Genomic DNA, 22,075 nt, shown 5'->3' on the forward strand with positions numbered 1-22,075 from the left:
GCGATCCACCGTGAGCCACCGGTTGCCTGGCCTGACCCGCCCGAACCTCGGTCACTGCACCTCGACGGCCTTGCCGGTCACCAGCGCCTCCGGGCGTGCATCCTCACCCTTGACCCGATGATCACGTGGACAGGCCGCGACCCGCGCGCGGCGGGTCCGTCACGCCCTCCACCCCGCGGCCGAACGGCGGAAACGCTCTCGTACAGGAATCGGACCCAGAAACGATCAGCCGAGATCAAACCGTGGATCCAGGCTCAGTGTGCTTCCGCGGCGGTCTCGTGAATACGCGTGGTTGTCGTTTCCAGTGATAGACCGGTGTATTTTCCGGCGAAGGCCAGGATGTCCGCCGCCAGGGCGCGTTCTTTACTCGCGGGAAAGGCGGCGTGGGCGGTGTCGGGTTCTCGGCGCATGAGAATCGGCCGGTCGCTGCTGGTGGCATGTTGAAGGGCCGCGCACATTTTGGTGACGTGGGCCTCTCCGGTCTGCAGATCGGTTTCCGCGCCGGCAAAAAGAAAGGCGGGATAAGGAGCTCCGGGCGTGACGTTGTGGTAAGGCGAGTAGGAGAGCAGCCATTGGAGTTGTTCGGATTGGGAGGCGGTGCCGAATTCGTCGGTCCATGTGCATCCCAGGCCGAAGTGTTCGTAGCGCACCATGTCACAGAGGGGGCCTTCGGCGATGACCGCGGCGTACAGGTCCGGTCGCTGTGTTGCGGCGGCGGTGACCAGTAGTCCGCCGCCCGATTGTCCATGGATCGCCAGTTGGTCGCGGGTGGTTCGGCCGGTGTCGATGAGCCAGGTCGCGGCGTCGTTGAAGTCGCTCACCGCGCGGTGTTTGTGTGGTCCGCGGCCGGCGTCGTGCCAGCGTTGGCCTTCTTCGCCGCCTCCCCGTACACAGGCGACCGCGTAGGTGCCGCCCGCGCCGACCCATGCCGCTGCCATGGGGGAGAACCATGGGCGCATCGGCATGCCGAAGCTGCCGTAGCCGTACAGGAGGGTGGGCCGGGGGCCCTGATCCTCTTCAGCCGGGGTGAAAAGGAACAGCGTGATCTCGGTACCGTCGCCGGCACGATAGCGAACGCTGCGACTGCGGATTTCTGGAGTATGCCCGGCTGTTGTGGCGCCGGCTTCCTGCTCCGTCTTTCCGCTCGTGGCGTCATAGCGGTAGATGGTGGGGGGCGTGGTCGCGTCGCAGTAGCTGAACCATGCGTGACGTCCGTGCGGGATGGTCGTGCGCAGGGATGACACGACGCCCGCGCCGGGAAGGGGCAGTTCGCCGAGCATTCGGCCACTGGCCAGGTCGTGCAGTGTCAGGGCGGAGCTGCCGTGGCGGGTGCGTGCCACCAGAAGGAGGGGCTGCGCAAGTGCCGGGTCGTCCAGGACCAGGCACTCGTCCAAGGGAGCTTCGGGATCTTCGGCGACGAGCGTGCGCCATGCAGCCGGGTCGGTGTCGTGCCGGTGCGCCGTACAGATGCGGCCGCACGGGGCCTGGTAGTCGGTGACCAGCAGCAGATCGCCGTCCGCGAGGAAGCGTGGGAGAGTACGGGCGCGTATGGCGGGCCCGTCCACGATCTTGACGAACTGCGGGGCTTCCGGGTCGACGAGCTCCGCCACGTACACGTCGTTGTGTGAGGCGGGCCCGGACGTCGCAGTGATCGCCAGATGACGTCCGTCGGCGCTGACCGTGAGCCCGTAATAGTGGTCCGGGGCATCGTCGCCGCCGAACACCACCGTGTCGGCCTGCCAGGGCGAACCGATCCGATGCAACCTCACCCGCCGGTGCAAGCGCAGGTCGCCGGGGGCCAGTTCCTCATCGGGAACACGGCTGACGTAGTAGAACGCGTCTCCTCCCGGCAGCCAGGCGAGCGAGGTGTTGCGGGCGCGTGGCAACGGCCCGTCCACCACCTCGCCGGTACGCACGTCCAGCACCATGATGTCGCTGCCGGGCTGCTCGGCGACCTCCATTTGGACGGCCACACGCTCGCCCTCGCGCGATGGCCACCAGGCGTACAACCCGGTATGGCCGGACGGATCGATCTCCACCGGATCGACCAGCACCCGCCTGTTTCCCTCGGCGTCGACGACGAGCAGGCGCTGTTGCTCGTCCCCGCGGAGCTGCTCGGCGAGGAACATGACCGAACCCCGCGCCATCGGAGGCTCCGAGACGCCGAAGGAGGACACCTGATCCACCAAGGACGCCCACGATTGCTTCTCGTGCCATCCGGTGCGATGCGTCTGGAAGAGACGATCCTGGGCCGCCGCCCAGTCCTGCACGCACGCATCATCGCCGTCTTCCAACCACCGGTAGGGATCGGAGACCGGGAACCCGAACAGATCCTCCACCACATCGCTGCGCCGAGCGGCAGGGTAAGACAATCGCGCCACGAACGCCCCCAATGCATCGCCCGTCTGACATAGGTCGAGGTACTGCGGCCCATGCGGACCGCAGTACCCCGGCTCATTCAGTTACGACTGGCCGCGAAGAATGTCGGCCTGCCAGCCGCGCACGCCCCCGATGCGGGGAGCCGGACCGGAATCGCGATACGGTAGGTGTCCATACATGTCGGCCTCCCGAATGCGCCGATTCGCCCGGAATGGGCGATTACGAGAGCAATGTCCCCTCGGCTGCGATCGATAAACAGAGGCGTCATTCTCGACGGTGAGCGCCGAACCTCCTGGATCATCGGCACGTGCGGCGGAGAACCGGCCCGGCCATATCGGCAATTCTTCCTGTTAAATTTCGTGCAAGAGGAGAAGGCGTCCTGGTATGCCGTGTGCAGATCAATCTCGCGCAGAAGTAATTCGGCGCCTTTCGAGATAGATCCCAGGGCATCGGCCGGGCGAGCCTCAAGACGCCACGTGGTCCCCTGCCGCTGGGGCTGCCCGCGAACATCGCAAGCAGGCCGGCAAGATCTCAAGAGATCGCGCGTACCCGAGCGACATCCACGGGACACTCCCTAGCCGTCGGTGCCGCGGTCCCGGCGTCGCAGGTACCGCTCGAACTCGGCCGCGATGGCGTCGCCGCTCGCCTCGGGCAGCTCGGCCGCGTCCTTGCGCTCCTCGAGCTCCTTGACGTACTCCGCGACCTCGGAATCCTGGGACGCCAGCTCGTCGACCCCGTGCTCCCAGGCGCGGGCCTCCTCGGCCAGATCGCCGTACGGCATGGGGATGTCGAGCATGTCCTCGATCCGGCGCAGCAGCGCCAGCGTGGCCTTCGGGTTGGGCGGCTGGGCCACGTAGTGGGGGATCGACGCCCACAGCGACATGGCCTGCAGCCCCGCGGAGCCGAGCGAGTGCTGGAGCACTCCGACGATACCGGTGGGCCCTTCGTACTTGGTCAGCTCGAGGTTGAGCGCCCGGGCGAGACCGGGATCGCTCACGGACCCGGCGACCGGGACCGGACGGGTGTGCGGCGAGTCGTTGAGCAGCGCGCCGAGCAGGATCGCGAAGTCGACGCCCAGATCGTGGCAGAGCCCGACGATCTCGGCGCAGAACGACCGCCAGCGCATGTTGGGCTCGATGCCGCGCAGGAGCACCACGTCGCGCTTGGCGCCCGGCGGGCGGGCGAGCAGCAGACGGGTGGTCGGCCAGATGATCGACCGGGTGAGACCCTCGCCGAGCTCCACCATCGGCCGGGTCACCTGGAAGTCGTAGTAATCCTCCGGGTCCAGCTCGACGAGCGGGATCGCCTTCCACATCGTCTCGAGGTGTGCGATGACGCCGCTGGAGGCCTCACCTGCGTCGTTCCACCCCTCGAACGCGGCGATGAGCACCGGGTCGACGAGCTCAGGGAGCCCTTCGAACTCGATCACGCGCCGCCTCCCTAACTGGGCCACTGATTTATCGTTCAACCCAAGACTATTCGGTGAGGGTACCCGGGCGTCACCCACGAACATCACCGGGCCTTCGTTGTGCCCGGAAACACAGGGGACACGAGGCCTCCAAGGGAGATCATGTGGAATATGTCGTGACACCCAGCCGATAGGCTTTGACGCATGACCAGCAGACCCTCCTTCCGCGAAGCGCTGTCCGAGCGAGTCTTGGTCGCCGACGGGGCGATGGGGACGATGCTGCAGTCCTACGACCCCACCTTGGACGACTTCCAGGGCCACGAGGGCTGCAACGACGTGCTCAACGTGAGCCGTCCCGACATCGTCAAGGCCGTGCACGACGCGTATCTCGCGGTGGGCGTCGACTGCGTCGAGACCAACACGTTCAACGCCAACCAGGCGGCCCTGGGCGAGTACGGCATAGCCGACCGGATCTTCGAGCTCTCCGAGGCGGGCGCGCGCCTGGCCAGGGAGCAGGCAGACACGTGGTCGACGGCCGACCACCCCCGGTTCGTCCTCGGCTCCATGGGGCCGGGCACCAAGCTCCCCACCCTCGGCCACCTGCCGTACATGACCCTCCGCGACGCCTACGCCGATAACGCCGCCGGCCTGATCGCGGGCGGGGCGGACGCGCTGATCATCGAGACGTGCCAAGACCTGCTGCAGGTCAAGGCCGCCGTCGTCGGTGCGAAGCGGGCCGTCGCGGACTCGGGGCGGGATGTGCCGATCATCACGCAGGTCACCATCGAGACCAACGGCGCGATGTTGCTGGGCTCCGAGATCGGCGCGGCGCTGACCGTCATCGAGCCGCTGGGCGTCGACCTGATCGGCCTCAACTGCGCCACCGGGCCGGCCGAGATGAGCGAGCACCTGCGCTACCTGGCCAAGCACGCCCGCCTGCCGCTGTCGTGCATGCCGAACGCGGGCCTTCCCCAGCTCACCTCCGACGGGGCCTACTACCCCCTCACGCCCGACGAGCTCGCCGACGCGCACGAGGGCTTCACCCGCGACTACGGCCTCGCACTGATCGGCGGGTGCTGCGGCACGACGCCCGAGCACCTGCGCAAGGTCGTCGAGCGCAACGCCGGCAAGGCCCGCGCCGTGCGGCGGCCCCGCCCGGAGGCGGGAGCGGCCTCGCTCTACCAGCACGTCCCCTTCCGCCAGGACACCTCCTACCTCGCGATCGGCGAGCGGACCAACGCCAACGGCTCCAAGGCGTTCCGTGAGGCGATGCTCGCCGGGAACTACGAGGAGTGCGTGGAGATCGCCAGGGCGCAGGCCCGCGACGGCGCCCACATGCTCGACCTGTGCGTCGACTACGTCGGCCGCGACGGCGTGACGGACATGAAGGAGCTGGCGTTCCGCTTCGCCACCGCCTCGACGCTGCCGATCGTGATCGACTCGACCGAGCCCGCGGTCATCGAGGCCGGCCTGGAGATGCTCGGCGGCCGCGCGGTCGTCAACTCGGTCAACTACGAAGACGGCGACGGCCCCGACTCCCGCTTCACCAAGGTGATGCGGCTGGTCAAGGAGCACGGCGCCGCCGTGGTCGCGCTGACCATCGACGAGGAGGGCCAGGCCCGCACCGCCGAGTGGAAGGTCCGCGTCGCCACCCGGATCATCGAGGACCTGACCACGAACTGGGGGACGAAGGTCGAGGACATCATCGTCGACTGCCTCACCTTCCCCATCGCCACGGGCCAGGAGGAGACCCGCCGCGACGGCATCGAGACCATCGAGGCGATCCGCGAGCTCAAGCGGCGTTATCCGACGGTCCAGACGACGCTCGGCCTCTCGAACGTGTCCTTCGGCCTCAACCCGGCCGCGCGGATCGTGCTCAACTCGGTCTTCCTCAACGAGTGCGTCAACGCCGGGCTCGACTCGGCCATCGTGCACGCCTCCAAGATCCTCCCGATGGCGCGGATCCCCGACGAACACCGCCAGGTGGCGCTCGACCTGGTCTACGACCGCCGCCGGGAGGGCTACGACCCCCTGCAGCGGTTCATGGAGCTGTTCGAAGGGGTGGACGCGGCCGCCATGAAGGCCGACAAGGCGGCGGAGCTCCTCGGGCTGCCCCTGTGGGAGCGGCTCAAGCGGCGCATCATCGACGGGGAGAAGAAGGGGCTGGAGGGCGACCTCGACGAGGCGCTGACTCAGCGGCCGGCCCTGGAGATCATCAACGACGTGCTGCTCGACGGCATGAAGACTGTGGGCGAGCTGTTCGGCTCCGGCCAGATGCAGCTGCCGTTCGTCCTCCAGTCCGCCGAGGTCATGAAGACCGCGGTGGCCCAGCTCGAGCCGTATATGGACCGCATCGACGGCGCCACCAAGGGCCGGATCGTGCTCGCCACGGTCAAGGGCGACGTGCACGACATCGGCAAGAACCTGGTGGACATCATCTTGTCCAACAACGGCTACGAGGTCGTGAACCTCGGCATCAAGCAGCCGGTGTCGGCCATCCTCGAGGCCGCCGACGACGAGAAGGCCGACGTGATCGGCATGTCCGGACTTCTCGTGAAATCGACGGTCATCATGAAGGAGAACCTCGAGGAGATGAACTCCCGGGGCATCGCGGACAAGTATCCGGTTCTCCTGGGTGGAGCCGCCCTGACCAGGGCGTACGTGGAACAGGACCTCGCCGATCTCTATCAGGGCGAGGTCAGGTACGCCAGGGACGCGTTCGAGGGGCTGCGGCTGATGGACGCCTTCATGGCGGTCAAGCGCGGCGAGGAGGGGGCGCAGCTGCCCGCGCTGCGCGAGCGCCGGGTGAAGACCGGCGCGGTCCTGCAACGGACCGCCGTCGAGGACCTGCCGTCCCGCTCCGACGTCGCGGCCGACAACCCCGTGCCGACGCCGCCGTTCTTCGGCGACCGGGTGGTCAAGGGCATCCCGCTTGCCGAATACGCGGCCTTCCTCGACGAGCGGGCCACGTTCATGGGCCAGTGGGGGCTCAAGGGGGCCCGCGGCGACGACGGGGCCTCCTACGAGGAGCTCGTGGAGACCGAGGGCCGGCCGAGGCTCCGCATGTGGCTCGACCGGCTGCAGACGGAGAACCTGCTCGAGGCCGCCGTCGTGTACGGATACTTCCCGTGCGTCAGCGAGGGCGACAACCTGATCATCCTCGACGAGGCGGGGAACGAGCGGACCCGGTTCACCTTCCCGCGCCAGCGGCGCGACCGGCACCTGTGCCTGTCGGACTTCTTCCGGTCGCGCGACTCCGGAGAGGTCGACCTCATCGCCTTCCAGGTGGCCACAATGGGCAGCCGGATCAGCGAGGCGGCCGCGGAGCTGTTCGCGAAGGACGCCTACCGCGACTACCTGGAGCTCCACGGACTGTCGGTGCAGCTCACCGAGGCCCTCGCGGAGTACTGGCACGCCAGGGTCCGGTCTGAGTTGGGCATCGGCGGCGACGAGTCCCTCGCCGACATGCTCAAGGTCAACATCGCGGGCTGCCGCTATTCCTTCGGGTACCCGGCCTGCCCGAACCTGGAGGACCAGGTTCAGCTCATGGAGCTGCTCGATCCGTCGCGCATCGGCGTCACCCTGTCGGAGGAGTTCCAGCTCCACCCCGAGCAGGCCACGTCGGCGCTGATCACCCATCATCCCGAGGCGAAGTACTTCAACGTCTAGCTTTTCGGGCTCACGCGGAATGCGGGCCGAGGCGGCGGTGTTGACGCCACCCCGGCCCGGGCCGTCCTCCTCCCGGCTCCCCGGGGTGAGGAGGGCTTCGGGGAGACCTCTACCATGTTGGGTCCCCCCTCTTGCTCGACGGAGGCGCTCAGCCGGGGGAAGGGGTCTTGTGGACGCTGTGCTGTTCGACATGGACGGTCTGCTCGTCGACACCGAGCGGGTCTGGTTCGAGGTCGAGGAGGAGGTCGTCGGCCGCCTCGGCGGAACGTGGGGGCCGGAACACCAGGAGCAGCTGGTCGGGGGGTCCTGGGAGCGGACCGTCGCCTACATGCTGGCGCTGACCCGGACCGACGTCGATCCGGCCATCGTGGGGGAGTGGCTGATCGAGGGCATGGAGAGCCGCCTGTCCACGGGGGTCGTGCTGATGCCGGGGGCCGTCGAGCTCCTGCGCAGCCTCGGCGACCACGGGATCCGCACCGCGCTGGTCACCTCCTCGCTCCGGGTGATCGCCGACGCCGTCCTGAAGAGCGTCGGCCGGGAGCACTTCGAGGTGATCGTGACGGCCGACGACGTCTCGCGGACCAAGCCTGACCCCGAGCCCTACCTGACCGCGGCCGCGCTGCTCGCGGTGAATCCGGCGCGGTGCGTCGTCCTGGAGGACTCGCCGAACGGCGTGGCCTCGGCGACGGCGGCCGGCTGCCGGGTCGTGGCGGTGCCGAGCGTGCTCCCGATCGCGCCGGGCGAAGGCCGGCTCGTCATGCCCTCGCTCCTGGACGTGAACGTCGATCTGCTGCGGTCGCACATCCTCTGATCGCGGGAGCCGTACGGGCCGCTTGACGCCGCGCGCCCCGATTCCGTGCATGATCACGAATAGTGTTCGTGCCGGTCACGTCGTGTGCGGCCGGATGCGCATGATCACGGTCGTGCTGACGAGATGGCGTGCGGCCGAATGTGTACATGATCACGGCCGAGGGCTGTGAGGGCGCGCGGAGGTGTAGTTGATCATCCCCGCGCGGAGCGGCGGGCCGCGTGCCAGGATGGAAGGTGCCGTGATGTCCGGGCCGTGACTTAGGGGAACCGCCATGACCTTCGACCAGATCGCCTGGCTGCCACTCAGCGCCGGGGTGACCGCGGTGGGGATCGCGCTGAGCTATCTGGCCTTCCGCCGCAGGGGCCTCGCCGCGGGGTTGCGCGCCACCGCCTGGTCGCTGCTTCCCCTGGCGGCCTACCTCACCGGAGCCCTCAGGACGGTGTGGAACATCGGCTCCGCCGTCGTGGGCTTCGTCACGGGTCTCGTCTTCTCCCCGATGGTCTGGGCGGGCGTCGCCGTCACCGGTGTGTCGGTTCTGCTCTTCTTCGTCTCAGGCGGGATGCGGGGCCGGGCCCTGTCCCGAGCACGCGCCGGGGGCGCCGACCCGGAGGCGGCCACGAAGGCGGCGCCGCGGAAGCAGGCCAAGCCGGCCGGGCCGCAGCCCGTCGAAGGGGGCGCCAAGCCCGCGCCCGCCGACGATTTCTCCGACATCGAGGACATCCTCAAGCGGCGTGGGATCAGCTGAAAATCTCAGATGTCAGGACTTGTTACACCCATCGACGTTCTGTCACGGATCTGCGACACAACTGAAACGAGACCCCGACAATCCTTCCAAGATCAACACGAATGAGTTTCGCATGAATCACAGTTGAACAACAGGCGGCCTCAGAGTCCTGGTCACTGCAGCTCAGCGCATACATTGTGCGTTCCAGAGGCACCACACACCGGGCCTCACGCACAATGTCGTCTGCGATCCAGGGGGCCCCGACACCCATGGCCGCGCGTAGCAAGGTCAGTAAGGAAGTCAGCACCTTGGTCATGGGACCGCGCAAGGAGGGTCTATGACCGCGCCGCTGGACGTGCCCGGCTCCGAGCTCGAGGCCACGCCGGAATCCGCACTCGCGGCGGGTGAAGCCAAGGCCATTCAGGGCCGGTCGCTCGGTCAGATCGCCTGGATGCGCCTCAAACGCGACAAGGTGGCGCTCGCCGGCGGCTTCGTGGTGATCTTCCTGATCCTGGTGGCGATCTTCGCACCGGTGATCGCCGGAATCTTCGGCCAGGACCCCACGCAGTTCAACTCCGATCTCATCGACCCGGCCACGCTGGTGCCCAAGAGCGGTACGGGCATAAGCGCCGACCACCTCTTCGGGCTCGAGCCCGTCAACGGCCGGGACATCTTCAGCCGCGTCGTCTACGGCGCCCGCATCTCGCTGCTGATCGCCTTCCTCGCGACGTTGTTGTCCGTCGCCATCGGCACGCTGCTCGGTGTCACGGCGGGATATTTCGGCGGCATCGTCGACTCGATCATCAGCAAGGCGATGGACGTCTTCCTGGCCTTCCCGATCCTGGTCTTCGCCATCGCGCTCGCGGGCGTCGTCCCGGACACCGCGTTCGGCCTGACCGGCGACACTCTGCGGGTCTCCCTCCTGATCTTCATCATCGGCTTCTTCAACTGGCCGTACATCGGCCGCATCATCCGCGGGCAGACGTTGTCGCTGCGTGAGCGGGAGTTCGTGGACGCGGCCCGGAGCCTGGGCGCCCGCGGGCCGTACATCATCTTCCGCGAGATGTTGCCCAACCTCGTCGCGCCGATCCTGATCTACGCGACGTTGCTGATCCCGACGAACGTGCTCTTCGAGGCGGCGCTGTCGTTCCTCGGCGTCGGTGTCAGGCCGCCCACCCCCACGTGGGGCGGCATGTTGTCGGACGCGGTCCGGTTCTACACGGTTCCGCACTTCATGTTCTTCCCCGGCATGGCGATCTTCATCACCGTCCTGGCGTTCAACCTGTTCGGCGATGGCCTGAGGGATGCCCTCGATCCGAAGGCTCGATGAATTCTCTCGATTTCCGGTAAGTTCCCCGGCTCTACCAATCAAGGGATCCGTAGATGCAGAAAACAACGAGACTGGGCGTGGCCGCGCTGAGCGCGGTCCTCGCTCTCGGCCTCGCCGCCTGTGGAGGCGGTTCGAGCAGCACGCCGCCGGCGTCCGGTGGGGCGACGGCGGCCGGAGCGACGGGCGAGTTCAACGGCGCCCTCACCGCGGTGGTCAACCCGTCGGACAAGAAGGGGGGCATCCTCAAGTTCGCGAACGCGGGTGACTGGGACTCCCTCGACCCGGGCGACACGTACTACGGCTACTCCTGGAACTTCATCCGGCTCTACGGCCGCTCGCTGGTGATGTTCAAGTCCGCGCCCGGCAAGGAGGGCAACGAGCTGACGCCCGACCTCGCCGAGGGCCTGGGCACGCCGAGCGACGACGCCAAGACCTGGACCTACAAGCTCAAGGCCGGCATCAAGTTCGAGGACGGCACCCCCGTCACGTCCAAGGACGTGAAGTACGGCGTCGAGCGGTCGTTCGACAAGGAGGTGTTCCCCGACGGGTACACCTACTTCAACGACTTCCTGAACTGGCCCAAGGACTACAAGGGCGCCTACAAGTCGAAGGACGTCAACACCGACAGCGCCATTGAGACGCCGGACGACCAGACGATCGTCTTCCACCTCAAGCAGCCGCTGAGCAACTTCGACTACTTCGCCCAGCTTCCCGCCACCATCCCCGTCCCCAAGGACAAGGACACCGGCGCGAAGTACAAGGAGCACGTGATCGCCACCGGGCCGTACAAGTTCGACAAGAACGAGATCGGCAAGGGCTTCACGCTCGTCCGCAACGACCAGTGGGACCCGGCGACCGACCCGAACCGCAAGGCGCTGCCCGACGGTTACGACGTCGCCACCAACGTCAACGCCGACGACATCGACAACCGGATCCTCGCCGGTGACCTCGACGTCGACATCGCGGGCACCGGTGTGCAGCCGGCCGCCCTCGGCCGCGTCCTGCCCGACCCGGCTCTGAAGGCCGGCACGGACAACCCGACCGGCACCCGCCTCTGGTACACGTCGATCAACGGCAACGTCCCGCCGCTCGACAACATCGAGTGCCGCAAGGCCGTCGAGTACGCGGCCGACAAGACGGCGCTGCAGACCGCCTGGGGCGGCGAGTTCGCCGGTGGTCAGATCGCCACCAGCCTGCTGCCGCCGTCGATCCCCGGCCACGAGGACTTCAACACCTGGGTTCCGGGCGCCGACAACAAGGGTGACGTCACCAAGGCCAAGGAGGCGCTGACCGCCTGTGGCCAGCCGAACGGCTTCGAGACCAACATCTCCTACCGGGCCGAGCGTCCGAAGGAGAAGGCGGCCGCCGAGGCGCTCCAGCAGTCGCTGGGCCGCGTGGGCATCAAGCTGACCCTGAAGCCCTTCCCGCAGGCCGACTACTTCGCCCTGTACGCCGGCAAGCCGGGCTACGCCAAGGACAACAAGCTCGGCCTGGCCATGAACGGCTGGCAGTCGGACTGGCCCGACGGCTTCGGCTTCCTCCAGCAGATCGTCGACAGCCGTGTCATCCGTGACACCGGCGGTTCCTCGAACGTCAGCGTCCGCGACCCCGAGGTCGACAAGCTGATCGACCAGGCGATGGAGCAGACCGACGCCAACGCCCGCAACGGCATCTGGACCCAGATCGACAAGAAGGTCATGGATGACGCGTACATCCTGCCGAACGTCTGGGCGAAGGCTCTGCTGGTGCGCAGCAAGAACGCGACGAACGTCTTCGTCAACGACGCGTACGGCATGTACGACTACCTCGGCATGGGCGTCAAGTAACAACCCTGCACATCCGATAGATCCGCGCTACGCGTGAACGCGGCAAGGGGGCCGGCTCGTGAGAGCCGGCCCCCGGAGCCGGGGGGACTGTGGTCACATACATCATCCGGCGGCTGATCTGGTCGGTCGTGATGCTCTCCATCGTGAGCATCATCACGTTCGCCATCTTCTTCCTGGTGCCGCGCCTGGCCGGCGCGACATCGGAGGATCTCGCCGCCCGTTACGTCGGGCGTACCGCCTCGGCGGAGCAGGTCAAGGTAGCCGCTGAGAAGCTGGGCTTCAACGATCCGCTCGTCGTGCAGTACGGGCGCTTCGCCAAGGGCATCGTGGCCGGCGCCGACTACGACTACGGCCCCGGCGTCGAGCACTGCCCGGCGCCCTGCTTCGGGTACTCCTTCCTCACCCGGCTGCCGGTCTGGCCGGACCTGCTCGACCGGCTCCCCGTCACGGTCTCCCTGGCGATCGGGGCCGCGGTGATCTGGGTCATCGCCGGAGTCGCCACCGGCGTGCTGTCCGCGCTGAGACGCGGCAGCTTCTTCGACCGGGCGGCGATGGGCATCGCCCTCGCGGGCGTGTCGCTACCCATCTTCTTCACCGGAATCGTGTCGCTCGTGGTGTTCAGCTACGGCCTGCACATCACGGCACCGGGCAACACCTATACGCCTTTCCTCGACAACCCGGCCACGTGGGCGTACAACCTGCTGTTGCCGTGGATCACGCTCGCCTTCCTGTACGCCGCCGGGTACGCCCGGCTCACCCGGGCGGGCATGCTGGAGACGATGGGCGAGGACTACATCCGGACCGCGCGGGCCAAGGGCCTGCCGGAACGGGTCGTGGTCGCCAAGCACGGCCTGCGCGGCGCGCTCACCCCCATCCTTACGATCTTCGGTCTCGACCTGGGACTGCTGCTCGGCGGCGCGGTGCTCACCGAGAGCACCTATTCCCTGCCGGGCATGGGCAAGTACGCCATCGACGCCATCAGCCATCAGGACCTTCCCCAGGTCATGGGCGTGACGCTCGTCGCCGCGTTCTTCGTGGTCTTCGCGAACCTGGTCGTCGACCTCCTGTACGCCGTGGTCGACCCGAGGGTGAGGCTCGTGTGAGCGAGCGAAGCGAGCGAACGAATAAGCACGGGAGCCCGCGAATGAGGCCGACGAAGGAGGGCTCGTGAGCTTTCTTGAACTGAAGGACCTGAAGGTCCACTTCCCGACCGACGACGGCCTGGTCAAGTCCGTGGACGGGCTCTCCTTCTCGCTCGACCGCGGCAAGACCCTCGGCATCGTGGGGGAGTCCGGCTCCGGCAAGAGCGTCACCTCACTGGGCATCCTCGGCCTGCACAAGGGCGGGCGCGCCAAGCTCGGCGGCGAGATCTGGCTGGACGGCGAGGAGCTGGTCAGCGCCAGCGCCGACCACGTGCGGACGCTCCGCGGCAAGAAGATGGCGATGATCTTCCAGGATCCGCTGTCCGCGATGCACCCGTTCTATACGGTGGGCGCCCAGATCATCGAGGCGTACCGCATCCACAACAACGTCAGCAAGAAGGTCGCGCGCAAGCACGCGATCGACCTGCTGGGCCGGGTCGGCATCCCGCAGCCGGACCGCCGGGTGGACAGCTACCCGCACGAGTTCTCCGGCGGCATGCGGCAGCGGGCCATGATCGCGATGGCGCTGAGCTGCGACCCCGAACTGCTGATCGCCGACGAGCCGACCACGGCCCTCGACGTCACCGTCCAGGCGCAGATCCTCGACCTGATGCGTGACCTCCAGCGCGACTTCAACGCCGCCCTGATCATCATCACGCACGACCTGGGCGTGGTCGCCGAGCTGTCCGACGACATTCTGGTCATGTACGGCGGCAAGTGCATCGAGTACGGCACCGCCGAGGACATCTTCGAACGGCCCGAGCACCCCTACACCTGGGGTCTGCTGGGCTCCATGCCCCGGCTCGACCGCGATCGGACCGAACGGCTCCTGCCGATCAAGGGCTCGCCGCCCTCGCTGATCAACGTGCCGGCCGGGTGCGCCTTCCATCCGCGTTGCACCTTCGAGGACCGCACGGACGGCAAGGCCAAGAGCGAGGTCCCGCAGCTCGTGGAGACCGAGGGTGGTCACCTGGTGCGCTGCCACATGCCACGTGACATGCGGCGCTCCATCTGGGAGACCGAGATCAAGCCGAGCCTGGAGGCGTCATGAGCCGGCGCGGTGAGCGAGACACGACGAACGCGGCGTCCCGCCGGAGCGGAGCGCGAGTCGTCACGCGAGGAGAGACCCATGAGTGAGCCCCTGCTGTCCGTCCAGGGGCTGGAGAAGCATTTCCCCGTGACCAAGGGGCTCCTCCAGCGCCAGGTGGCGGCGGTCAAGGCCGTCGACGGCGTCAGCTTCGACGTCGTCAAGGGCGAGACGCTCGGCCTGGTGGGCGAGTCGGGATGCGGCAAGACGACGACCGGGCGGCTGATCACCCGGCTCATCGAGCCGACCGGCGGGAAGATCGTCTTCGAGGGCAACGACATCACGCACATGTCCCAGGGCCGGATGCGCCCGCTCCGCCGGGACGTGCAGATGATCTTCCAGGACCCCTACAGCTCGCTCAACCCCCGGCACACGGTCGGCGCCATCGTCGGCGCCCCGTTCCGGATCCAGGGGATCAAGACCGAGCAGGGCACCAAGAAGGCGGTCCAGGAGATCCTGGAGCTGGTCGGTCTCAACCCGGAGCACTACAACCGGTATCCGCACGAGTTCTCCGGCGGCCAGCGGCAGCGCATCGGCATCGCCAGGACCCTGGCGCTCAAGCCGAAGCTGATCATCGCGGACGAGCCGGTCTCCGCGCTCGACGTGTCGATCCAGGCCCAGGTGGTCAACCTCCTGGAGGACCTGCAGGGCGAGCTCGACCTGACCTATGTGGTGATCGCGCACGACCTGTCGGTGGTCCGGCACATCAGCGACCGGGTCGCGGTGATGTACCTCGGCAAGATCGTCGAGCTGGCCGACCGCAAGAGCCTGTACGAGTCGCCCATGCACCCGTACACGAACGCGCTGCTGTCCGCCGTGCCGATCCCCGACCCCAAGGGGCGCGGGCGGGAGCGCATCCGGCTCCAGGGCGACGTGCCGTCCCCGCTCAACCCGCCGCCCGCCTGCCGGTTCCACACCCGGTGCTGGAAGGCCCAGGAGATCTGCAAGACGGTCGAGCCGCCGCTGGAGACGGTCGCCACCGGCCACCAGGTCGCCTGCCACTTCCCGGAGAACACCACGGCGGCCGCGGAGCCCGCGGCCACCACCGCCTGACCGGACGGCGGCCCGAAGGGCTTCCGGCGGTACGGCTCCCGCGCCCCCCCCGAGCGTGGGAGCCGTACCGCCGGATCTCCGGTCACTGCGTGGCGATCGCCCGCAGCACGTCCATTCTGGCCGCCCGGCGCGCCGGCCAGACCGCCGCGAGCACGCCGACCAGTGCCGCCGCCGCCAGATAGGCGCCGAGCCGGCCGGCGGGCACGGCGAGGACATCGATGCCCTGGCCGGCGAGCGCACGCTGGACCGCCCAGCCGAAGCCGATTCCGACGGCGATCCCGAGCAGCGCGCCGAAGACCGAGATGAGCACCGACTCGTAGCGGATCATCCGGCGCAGCTGGCGCCTGCCCATCCCGACCGCCCGGAGCAGCCCGATCTCGCGCGTCCGCTCGATCACCGACAGGGCGAGCGTGTTGATGATGCCGAGGATCGCGATCACGATCGAGAGCACCAGCAGGGCGGTGATCATCGTGAGGAGCTGCCCGACGCTCGCGCGGGCCTGCTCCTTGATGTCGGACCGATCCTGCAGCGTCAGGTTGGGATAGGCCGCCAGGGAGGACTCCAGACCCCTGCGGACGGCCGCCGCGTCGGCGGCGGGGGCCTTGACGACGAGGACGGTGGAGACCCGGGAGTCCGGATAGTGGGCCGCGTGGGTGGCCTCTCCCAGAAGGTACGGCCCGGCCATGGGGTTGTCCGCGTAGACACCCGCGATCCTGATCGTCGCGAAGGCGCCGTCGGCGTACTGGGCCCGCACCGCCGACCCCGTCGTCCAGCCGCCCGCGGCGGCCGTCCCGGCGTCGACCAGGATCTCGTCGGCGCCTGCGGCGAGCGTGCCCGACTCCATCTCGAGCCCGAACGGCCCGGCCAGCTCGGCGGGGTCGCCGACGGCGGCGAACACCTGCTGATCGCCCAGTCTGACCTGGGCGTACGTCATCGGCGTCGCGCTCTTCACCCCCGGCACGGCCGCGAGGTCCGCCGCCACCGACGGGTCGAACGACCCGGGCGGCCCGAAGCCGCCGCCGGCCGACACCTGGAAGTCGGCGCCCAGCGAGCCGTCGAGCGACTTGTCGATGGAGGCCGTCATCGAGGCCGCGAGCACCGACACCGTGGCGATCAGAGCCATGCCGATCATGAGGGCCGCGGCAGTGGCGGAGGTTCGGCGGGGGTTGCGCTGCGCGTTCCCGCTGCCGAGCCTGGCCGTCGTGCCGAACAGGCGCACGAGGGGCGCCCCCAGCAGCCGGGTGACCGGCCGCGCGAACAGCGGGCTCAGCATGGCGACCGCCAGGAACACCAGCAGCGCGCCGGCCCCGACCAGCGCCAGCGGGTCCCCGCCGTCGCCCGTGAGGCCGGTCGCGAGCAGAGCGCCTCCGGCGGCGCCCAACAGCCCGCCGGCCACGGCGCGGGCGCGCAACGACCGGACCGGGGGCGCCACGTCGTCCCGCAGCGCCGCCACCGGCGGCGTCTTCGCCGCACGGCGAGCCGGGAAGAACGCCGCGACCAGGGTGACGGCGACGCCGACCGTGAGGGTCCACACGACCGTCGACGGCGCGATGACCAGGCCGGTCGTCGGCAGGTCGGCGCCCACCGCGGAGAACAGGCCACGCAGCCCGACCGCCAGCCCGGCCCCCGCGAGCAGGCCGGCGATCGAGCCGAGCAGTCCCACCCCGAGCGCCTCGCCCATGACCGCGAGGGTCACCTGGCGGCGGGACGCCCCGACGGCGCGCAGCAGCGCCAGATCCCTGGTCCGCTGCGCGACCAGCATCGAGAACGTGTTGAAGATGATGAACGAGCCCACGAAGATCGAGATGACGCCGAAGGTGAGCAGGAACGTGCTGAGGAAGCCGAGGAGCTCCTTGACGTCGCCGGCCGCGTCGTCGGCGGCCTGCTGGGCCGTGATCGCCTCGAATCCCGCGGGCACGACCGCGTTCACCCGCCCGGCCAGCTCGGCGGGGGAGACCCCGTCCGCCGCCTTGGCCACGATCCCGGAGAAGGCGCCCGGCTCGGCCAGCAGCCGCTGCGCGGTGGAGGGCTCGAACGCGGCGTAGGTGACGCCGCCCGTCTGACCTTTCGCGCCGACCTTGAAGACCCCGACCACCTCGTACGGCTCTGCCGGGCCCTTCGCGACGGCCTTCACCTGGTCGCCGGTCGTGTATCCGGTCTTCTGGGCGGTCACCGAGTCGAGGGCGACCTCATCGGGTGCCGCGGGGCCCCGTCCGCTGACGAGGGTGTAGTCCGACAGGGACGACGGCCAGCCGATCCCCATCTGCGGCGGGCCGTTCCCTCCGACGATCTTCCCGTCCCTGCCGACGATCGCCGCGAAGCCCGTGATCTGGCCGCGGGCCTCGGCGACGCCGTCCACGCGGCGGACCTGGTCGAGGACGGAGGCCGGAACCGGCTTCGCGGCGAGGTCGTCGGTTCCGCCCGTGAACGCCCGCGTGCCCTGCACCGTCACGTCAACCGTTTGCGTGCCCTCGGCGAACAGCTCGTCGAAGGCCTTGTCGGTCGTGCCGGAGAAGATCAGGGTTCCGGCCACGAACGCCGTGCCCAGCACCACGGCGAGCGCCGTGAGGCCGAGACGCAGCTTGTGCGCGGCGAGGTTCTTCAGGGTCAGCCGGAGGATCATCGGTCCAGGCCCTTCATGCGCTCCAGCACGCCCTGAGCGGTCGGCGCGGCGAGCTGGTCGACGATGCGGCCGTCCGCGAGGAAGACGACGAGGTCGGCGTAGGAGGCCGCCACGGGGTCGTGGGTCACCATGACGACGGTCTGGCCCATCTCCCGCACCGAGTTGCGCAGGAACGACAGGACCTCGGCGCCGGAACGCGAGTCGAGGTTCCCGGTGGGCTCGTCGGCGAAGATGATCTCGGGCTTGCTCGCCAGGGCGCGCGCGCAGGCCACCCGCTGCTGCTGGCCGCCGGACAACTCGGACGGCCGGTGCCGCAGCCGGGGGCGCAGCCCCACCGTGTCGATCACCGCGTCGAGCCAGGCCTGATCGGGCCGCACGCCCGCGATGTCCATCGGGAGGGTGATGTTCTCCAGTGCGGTCAACGTCGGGATCAGGTTGAAGGACTGGAAGACGAATCCGATCCTGTCGCGGCGCAGCCGGGTCAGCCGCCTGTCGTCCAGGCGGGTCAGCTCGACGTCGCCGACGAACACCTCGCCGCCGGTCACGCTGTCCAGGCCGGCGAGGCAGTGCATCAGGGTCGACTTGCCCGATCCGGACGGACCCATGATCGCGGTGAATCGCCCACCGGGGATGCCCAGGGTCACTCCGTCGAGCGCGGACACGCGGGCGTCGCCGGTGCCGTACACCTTGGTCACGCCGACCGCCCGTGCGGCCAGCGGGCCTGCGGACCGGATCTCGTCATCGGTCGTGGGCGCGGGGCCGGTGAGGTCTCTGTACGCGGAGGTCGTCAGGGGGAACGTCATGCTTCGACGCTATGGGCGCCCGTGCGCCGGGGGATCGGCCTCCGGGACCGACTCGACCTGCCCCTGCGGCAGGAGAACCCCGACCGGCCCCTACTCCCCGAGGAGTAGGCCTCTCAGGGCAGCGCGCCCGGGGTGATCAGGCCCGTCTCGTACGCGAGGACGACGGCCTGGACCCGGTCGCGCAGGCCCAGCTTCGTGAGGACGTTGCCGACGTGGGTCTTGACGGTCGTCTCGCTGACCACCAGCTCGGCGGCGATCTCGGCGTTGGACATGCCCTTGGCGATCAGGCGGAGGACCTCGAGCTCCCGCTCGGTCAGCCGGTCGACCCGGGCCGGCGTCGACTGCTGGTGCGCCGAGGGCAGCCGCATCGCGAAGCGGTCGAGCAGGCGGCGCGTGACGCTCGGGGCGACGATCGCGTCGCCCGCCGCGACCACCCGGATGGCCTGCACGAGCTCGTCCGGCGGGACGTCCTTGAGCAGGAAGCCGCTCGCGCCCGCCCGTAACGCCTCCACGATGTACTCGTCGAGGTCGAACGTGGTCAGCACGAGCACCTTCGGCACATGAACGCTCGGCGCCGCCTCCCGCACGATGCGCCGGGTCGCCTCGATGCCGTCCATGCCGGGCATGCGGACGTCCATGAGGACGACGTCCGGCAGGAGGGCGCGCGACTGGTCCATGGCCGTCGACCCGTCCCCGGCCTCCCCGACGACGGTGACGTCCTTCTCCGCCTCGAGGATGAAGCGGAAACCCGTGCGCAGCAGCGGCTGGTCGTCCACCAGCAGGACCCGGATCGTCATGATCCGGCCACCGGCGGCGCGGGGTGCCGGAGGGAGGGGGTCACCCTGTTCGTCATGCTCTGTCCTTGAGGGGGAATCGGGCCCGGACCTCGAATCCGCCACCGTCGCGGGGGCCGATCCTCAGGACTCCACCATAGAGCGCCACCCGCTCCTTGATGCCGACGAGGCCGTGACCCGTTCCGTTCGACGGCTGGGCGAGCTCCGCCGCGGCACCTCTGCCGTCGTCCTCGACGTGGACCGTCAGCTCCCCGCCCTCCTGGCGTACGGTGACCCAGGCACGGGCGGTGGGGCCGGCGTGGCGGAGGCTGTTGGTGAGCGCCTCCTGAATGAGACGGTAGGCCGCCAGGTCGAGGCCGGGGGGCAGGCCGAGCCGCTCGCCCTCGACCCAGAGCTGGGTGCGCAGGCCCGCCTCCCGCATCTGCTCGACCAGCGTGGGGAGGTCGTGCATGCCCGGCTGCGGCTCGCGCTCCGCGGGACCGTCGGTGCGCAGGACGCCGACGATGTTGCGCATCTCCGCCATCGCGGTGCGTCCCATCTCCTCGATCGCGGTGAGCGCGTCACGTGCCACGTCGGGATCGGCGTCGAGCATCCTGCGCGCGGCGGAGGCCTGGACCGTCATGACGCTGACGTGGTGGGCGACCACGTCGTGCAACTCGCGCGCGATCCGCGAGCGCTCCTCGGCCCTGGCGGCGCGCGTGTCGGCCTCCCGCGCCCGCTCCAGCCGGTCGGCCCGCTGGGTCAGCTCCGCCAGATAGGCCCGGCGCAGCCGTACGCTCCGGCCGATGACCCAGCACAGCATCATCACCACGAGGACCACCAGCTGATCCATCCACGACAGCGGCTGGGGCCCGATGGCTATGGTGACGGCGGTTCCGATGACGAAGACGGCGACCGCGGCGAGGCTCAGCGCGAGACCCCGGTAGGCCGCCACCGTGTAGAGCAGGACGAGCCCGCCGATGCCGCAGAGCCCGGCGTTGTAGCCGAGCCCGTTCAGCACCGCCTCCGGCACGCCGGTCAGCACGAGCAGCACGAACGGCCAGCGTCGCCGGAAGGCCACCGGGAGCGTGCACAGGGCCGCCGCGAACAGGCTGAACCAGTCGGGGGCGCGTACCGGCACGGGGGGCGCCCCCTGCCAGTTCGCGACCCCCTCGGTGCCCGTCAGCAGGATGAAGAACAGAGAGGCCGCCGTCAGCACCACCGCGAGGACCGAGTCGCTGATCGGAGGAAGAGCTCGGATCCAGGACCGCGGATTCACGGGGGTGGTGCGCACGTATCAAATTTAGGTCGTGACGGGACGGAGCAACCCTGCGCGCGGCGGATATCGGCCTCCTTCGCACGGAGGAGACGCGCATCACAGGCCGGGCGGCGGGCCGCCGCCGGTCCCTGCGCCGCGGCGGACCGGCCTACAACTCGTCCGTGGCGGACCGCGGCCTGCCACGTCCTCGCGAGGACGTGCCGGGCCGGTGCTCGGGCACCGGCGGGGGCGTGCCGCCGTACTCGGGGCACAGCGCCTGGTGGTCGCACCAGTCGCACAGTCGCGAGGGGCGGTGCCGCCACTCCCTGGTGCGGACGGACCGCTCGATCGCCTCCCACAACGCCTGCACCTTGCGCTCGGTGGCGCGCAGGTCGGCCTCGTCCGGCGTGTAGCGCAGGATCTCCCCGTTCCCGAGGTACATCAACTGGAGCATCCTCGGCACGGTCCCGTTGAGGCGCCACAGGGCCAGCGCGTAGAACTTCATCTGGAACAGCGCCTTGGCCTCGAAGTCCTGCCGGGGCGCCGTGCCCGTCTTGTAGTCGACCACGCGGATCTCGCCGGTGGGCGCCACGTCCAGGCGGTCGATGTAGCCGCGCAGCATCAGGCCGCTCTCGAGCACGGTCTCCACGTACATCTCACGCTCGGCCGGCTCGAGCAGCCGCGGGTCCTCGAGCGTGAAGTAGCGCTCGACCATCGTCCTGGCCTGCGCGAGCCACTTGCCGCGCTCCTCGTCGGTCTCGAACAGCCCGGCGTACTCCGGCTCCTCCGTGAGCAGACGCTCCCACTGGGGCTCCAGGAGGTCCTGCGCGGCCGCGGTCGTCCTCGCCTCGGCCGGCAGGTCGTACAGCCGCTCGAGGACCGCGTGGACGAGCGTGCCGCGCACCGCCGCGGGGGAGGGCCGCTCGGGAAGCTGGTCGATCACCCTGAACCGGTAGAGCAGCGGGCAGGTCATGAAATCACCGGCACGCGAGGGGGACAGGGCGCCGATGATCGAGCGCTCTTCGGCGAGGGTCATGCCCGCACTGTAGGCCACGCGGCCGACAACCACGGAGTCGACAAGCACGGAGCCGACAACCACGGAGTCGACAAGCACGGAGCCGACGAGCGGGAGCGGGAAGACGAGGACCGAATCGGGCGCCCGGGGAGCGCGTGCGACGAGAGACGACCC

At 69.2% G+C, this 22,075-nt stretch carries 15 protein-coding genes; 8 read left to right on the top strand and 7 right to left on the bottom strand.

From position 1 onward, the window contains the following. Positions 1-254: 254 nt before the first annotated feature. Both Pph01_RS36385 and Pph01_RS36390 read right to left on the bottom strand, forming a co-directional pair. Positions 255-2,381: a prolyl oligopeptidase family serine peptidase gene (locus Pph01_RS36385; RefSeq protein WP_275412918.1), complete on the bottom strand. Its 2,127-nt coding sequence runs from the start codon at positions 2,379-2,381 to the stop codon at positions 255-257. Positions 2,382-2,953: 572 nt separating this feature from the next. Continuing rightward, the gene (locus Pph01_RS36390) at positions 2,954-3,808 is read right to left on the bottom strand and encodes a PAC2 family protein (protein WP_204077779.1); all 855 of its coding nucleotides are present in this window, start codon (positions 3,806-3,808) and stop codon (positions 2,954-2,956) included. Between the two features lie 183 nt (positions 3,809-3,991). Here Pph01_RS36390 and metH point away from each other — a divergent pair, with 183 nt between their 5' ends. From metH to Pph01_RS36430, 8 genes are all read left to right on the top strand, one after another. Then, positions 3,992-7,456, top strand: a complete 3,465-nt coding sequence (gene metH / locus Pph01_RS36395) for a methionine synthase (RefSeq protein ID WP_204077780.1) — start codon at positions 3,992-3,994, stop codon at positions 7,454-7,456. A 169-nt stretch (positions 7,457-7,625) separates the two neighbouring features. Beyond that, the gene (locus Pph01_RS36400) at positions 7,626-8,267 is read left to right on the top strand and encodes an HAD family hydrolase (RefSeq protein WP_239117283.1); all 642 of its coding nucleotides are present in this window, start codon (positions 7,626-7,628) and stop codon (positions 8,265-8,267) included. A gap of 271 nt (positions 8,268-8,538) precedes the next feature. Next, positions 8,539-9,012 (top strand): cellulose synthase, encoded by a 474-nt coding sequence (locus Pph01_RS36405; RefSeq protein ID WP_204077781.1) that lies wholly within the window; start codon positions 8,539-8,541, stop codon positions 9,010-9,012. A 316-nt stretch (positions 9,013-9,328) separates the two neighbouring features. Further along, on the top strand, positions 9,329-10,321 hold the full coding sequence (locus tag Pph01_RS36410; protein ID WP_204077782.1) for an ABC transporter permease: 993 nt from the start codon (positions 9,329-9,331) through the stop codon (positions 10,319-10,321). 53 nt (positions 10,322-10,374) lie between these two features. Next, positions 10,375-12,147: an ABC transporter substrate-binding protein gene (locus tag Pph01_RS36415; protein ID WP_204077783.1), complete on the top strand. Its 1,773-nt coding sequence runs from the start codon at positions 10,375-10,377 to the stop codon at positions 12,145-12,147. A gap of 89 nt (positions 12,148-12,236) precedes the next feature. After that, the gene (locus Pph01_RS36420) at positions 12,237-13,250 is read left to right on the top strand and encodes an ABC transporter permease (RefSeq protein ID WP_204077784.1); all 1,014 of its coding nucleotides are present in this window, start codon (positions 12,237-12,239) and stop codon (positions 13,248-13,250) included. A gap of 64 nt (positions 13,251-13,314) precedes the next feature. Next, a complete protein-coding gene (locus tag Pph01_RS36425) occupies positions 13,315-14,340 on the top strand; it encodes an ABC transporter ATP-binding protein (RefSeq protein ID WP_204077785.1) in 1,026 nt (341 codons plus the stop codon). 78 nt (positions 14,341-14,418) lie between these two features. Further along, positions 14,419-15,429 (top strand): ABC transporter ATP-binding protein, encoded by a 1,011-nt coding sequence (locus tag Pph01_RS36430; RefSeq protein ID WP_204077786.1) that lies wholly within the window; start codon positions 14,419-14,421, stop codon positions 15,427-15,429. A gap of 82 nt (positions 15,430-15,511) precedes the next feature. Here the strand turns inward: Pph01_RS36430 and Pph01_RS36435 are convergent, their stop codons facing one another. The 5 genes from Pph01_RS36435 to Pph01_RS36455 all read right to left on the bottom strand — a co-directional run bounded on the left by Pph01_RS36435 (position 15,512) and on the right by Pph01_RS36455 (position 21,922). Beyond that, the gene (locus tag Pph01_RS36435; protein WP_204077787.1) at positions 15,512-18,052 is read right to left on the bottom strand and encodes an ABC transporter permease; all 2,541 of its coding nucleotides are present in this window, start codon (positions 18,050-18,052) and stop codon (positions 15,512-15,514) included. After that, positions 18,049-18,855, bottom strand: a complete 807-nt coding sequence (locus tag Pph01_RS36440) for an ABC transporter ATP-binding protein (RefSeq protein ID WP_204077788.1) — start codon at positions 18,853-18,855, stop codon at positions 18,049-18,051. Before Pph01_RS36440 ends, Pph01_RS36435 begins: the two co-directional genes overlap by 4 nt. Positions 18,856-18,968: 113 nt before the next feature. Then, positions 18,969-19,652 carry a response regulator gene (locus Pph01_RS36445; RefSeq protein ID WP_204077789.1) on the bottom strand — a complete coding sequence of 228 codons (684 nt, stop codon included), beginning with the start codon at positions 19,650-19,652 and terminating at the stop codon, positions 18,969-18,971. Positions 19,653-19,704: 52 nt separating this feature from the next. After that, complete coding sequence (locus tag Pph01_RS36450; RefSeq protein ID WP_204077790.1) at positions 19,705-20,922, bottom strand: sensor histidine kinase; 1,218 nt, start codon at positions 20,920-20,922, stop codon at positions 19,705-19,707. A gap of 133 nt (positions 20,923-21,055) precedes the next feature. Further along, positions 21,056-21,922, bottom strand: coding sequence for a RecB family exonuclease (locus tag Pph01_RS36455; RefSeq protein ID WP_204077811.1), 867 nt, complete (start codon positions 21,920-21,922; stop codon positions 21,056-21,058). Between the last annotated feature and the right edge of the window lie 153 nt (positions 21,923-22,075).

The organism is Planotetraspora phitsanulokensis (genome assembly GCF_016863295.1).
GTDB lineage: Bacteria > Actinomycetota > Actinomycetes > Streptosporangiales > Streptosporangiaceae > Planotetraspora > Planotetraspora phitsanulokensis.

Coding starts and splice junctions, on each gene's coding strand:
- Pph01_RS36405 (WP_204077781.1), top strand. CDS start 8,539: ATGACCTTCGACCAGATCGCCTGGCTGCCACTCAGCGCCGGGGTGACC.
- metH (WP_204077780.1), top strand. CDS start 3,992: ATGACCAGCAGACCCTCCTTCCGCGAAGCGCTGTCCGAGCGAGTCTTG.
- Pph01_RS36430 (WP_204077786.1), top strand. CDS start 14,419: ATGAGTGAGCCCCTGCTGTCCGTCCAGGGGCTGGAGAAGCATTTCCCC.
- Pph01_RS36440 (WP_204077788.1), bottom strand. CDS start 18,855: ATGACGTTCCCCCTGACGACCTCCGCGTACAGAGACCTCACCGGCCCC.
- Pph01_RS36455 (WP_204077811.1), bottom strand. CDS start 21,922: ATGACCCTCGCCGAAGAGCGCTCGATCATCGGCGCCCTGTCCCCCTCG.
- Pph01_RS36435 (WP_204077787.1), bottom strand. CDS start 18,052: ATGATCCTCCGGCTGACCCTGAAGAACCTCGCCGCGCACAAGCTGCGT.
- Pph01_RS36410 (WP_204077782.1), top strand. CDS start 9,329: ATGACCGCGCCGCTGGACGTGCCCGGCTCCGAGCTCGAGGCCACGCCG.
- Pph01_RS36445 (WP_204077789.1), bottom strand. CDS start 19,652: ATGACGATCCGGGTCCTGCTGGTGGACGACCAGCCGCTGCTGCGCACG.
- Pph01_RS36415 (WP_204077783.1), top strand. CDS start 10,375: ATGCAGAAAACAACGAGACTGGGCGTGGCCGCGCTGAGCGCGGTCCTC.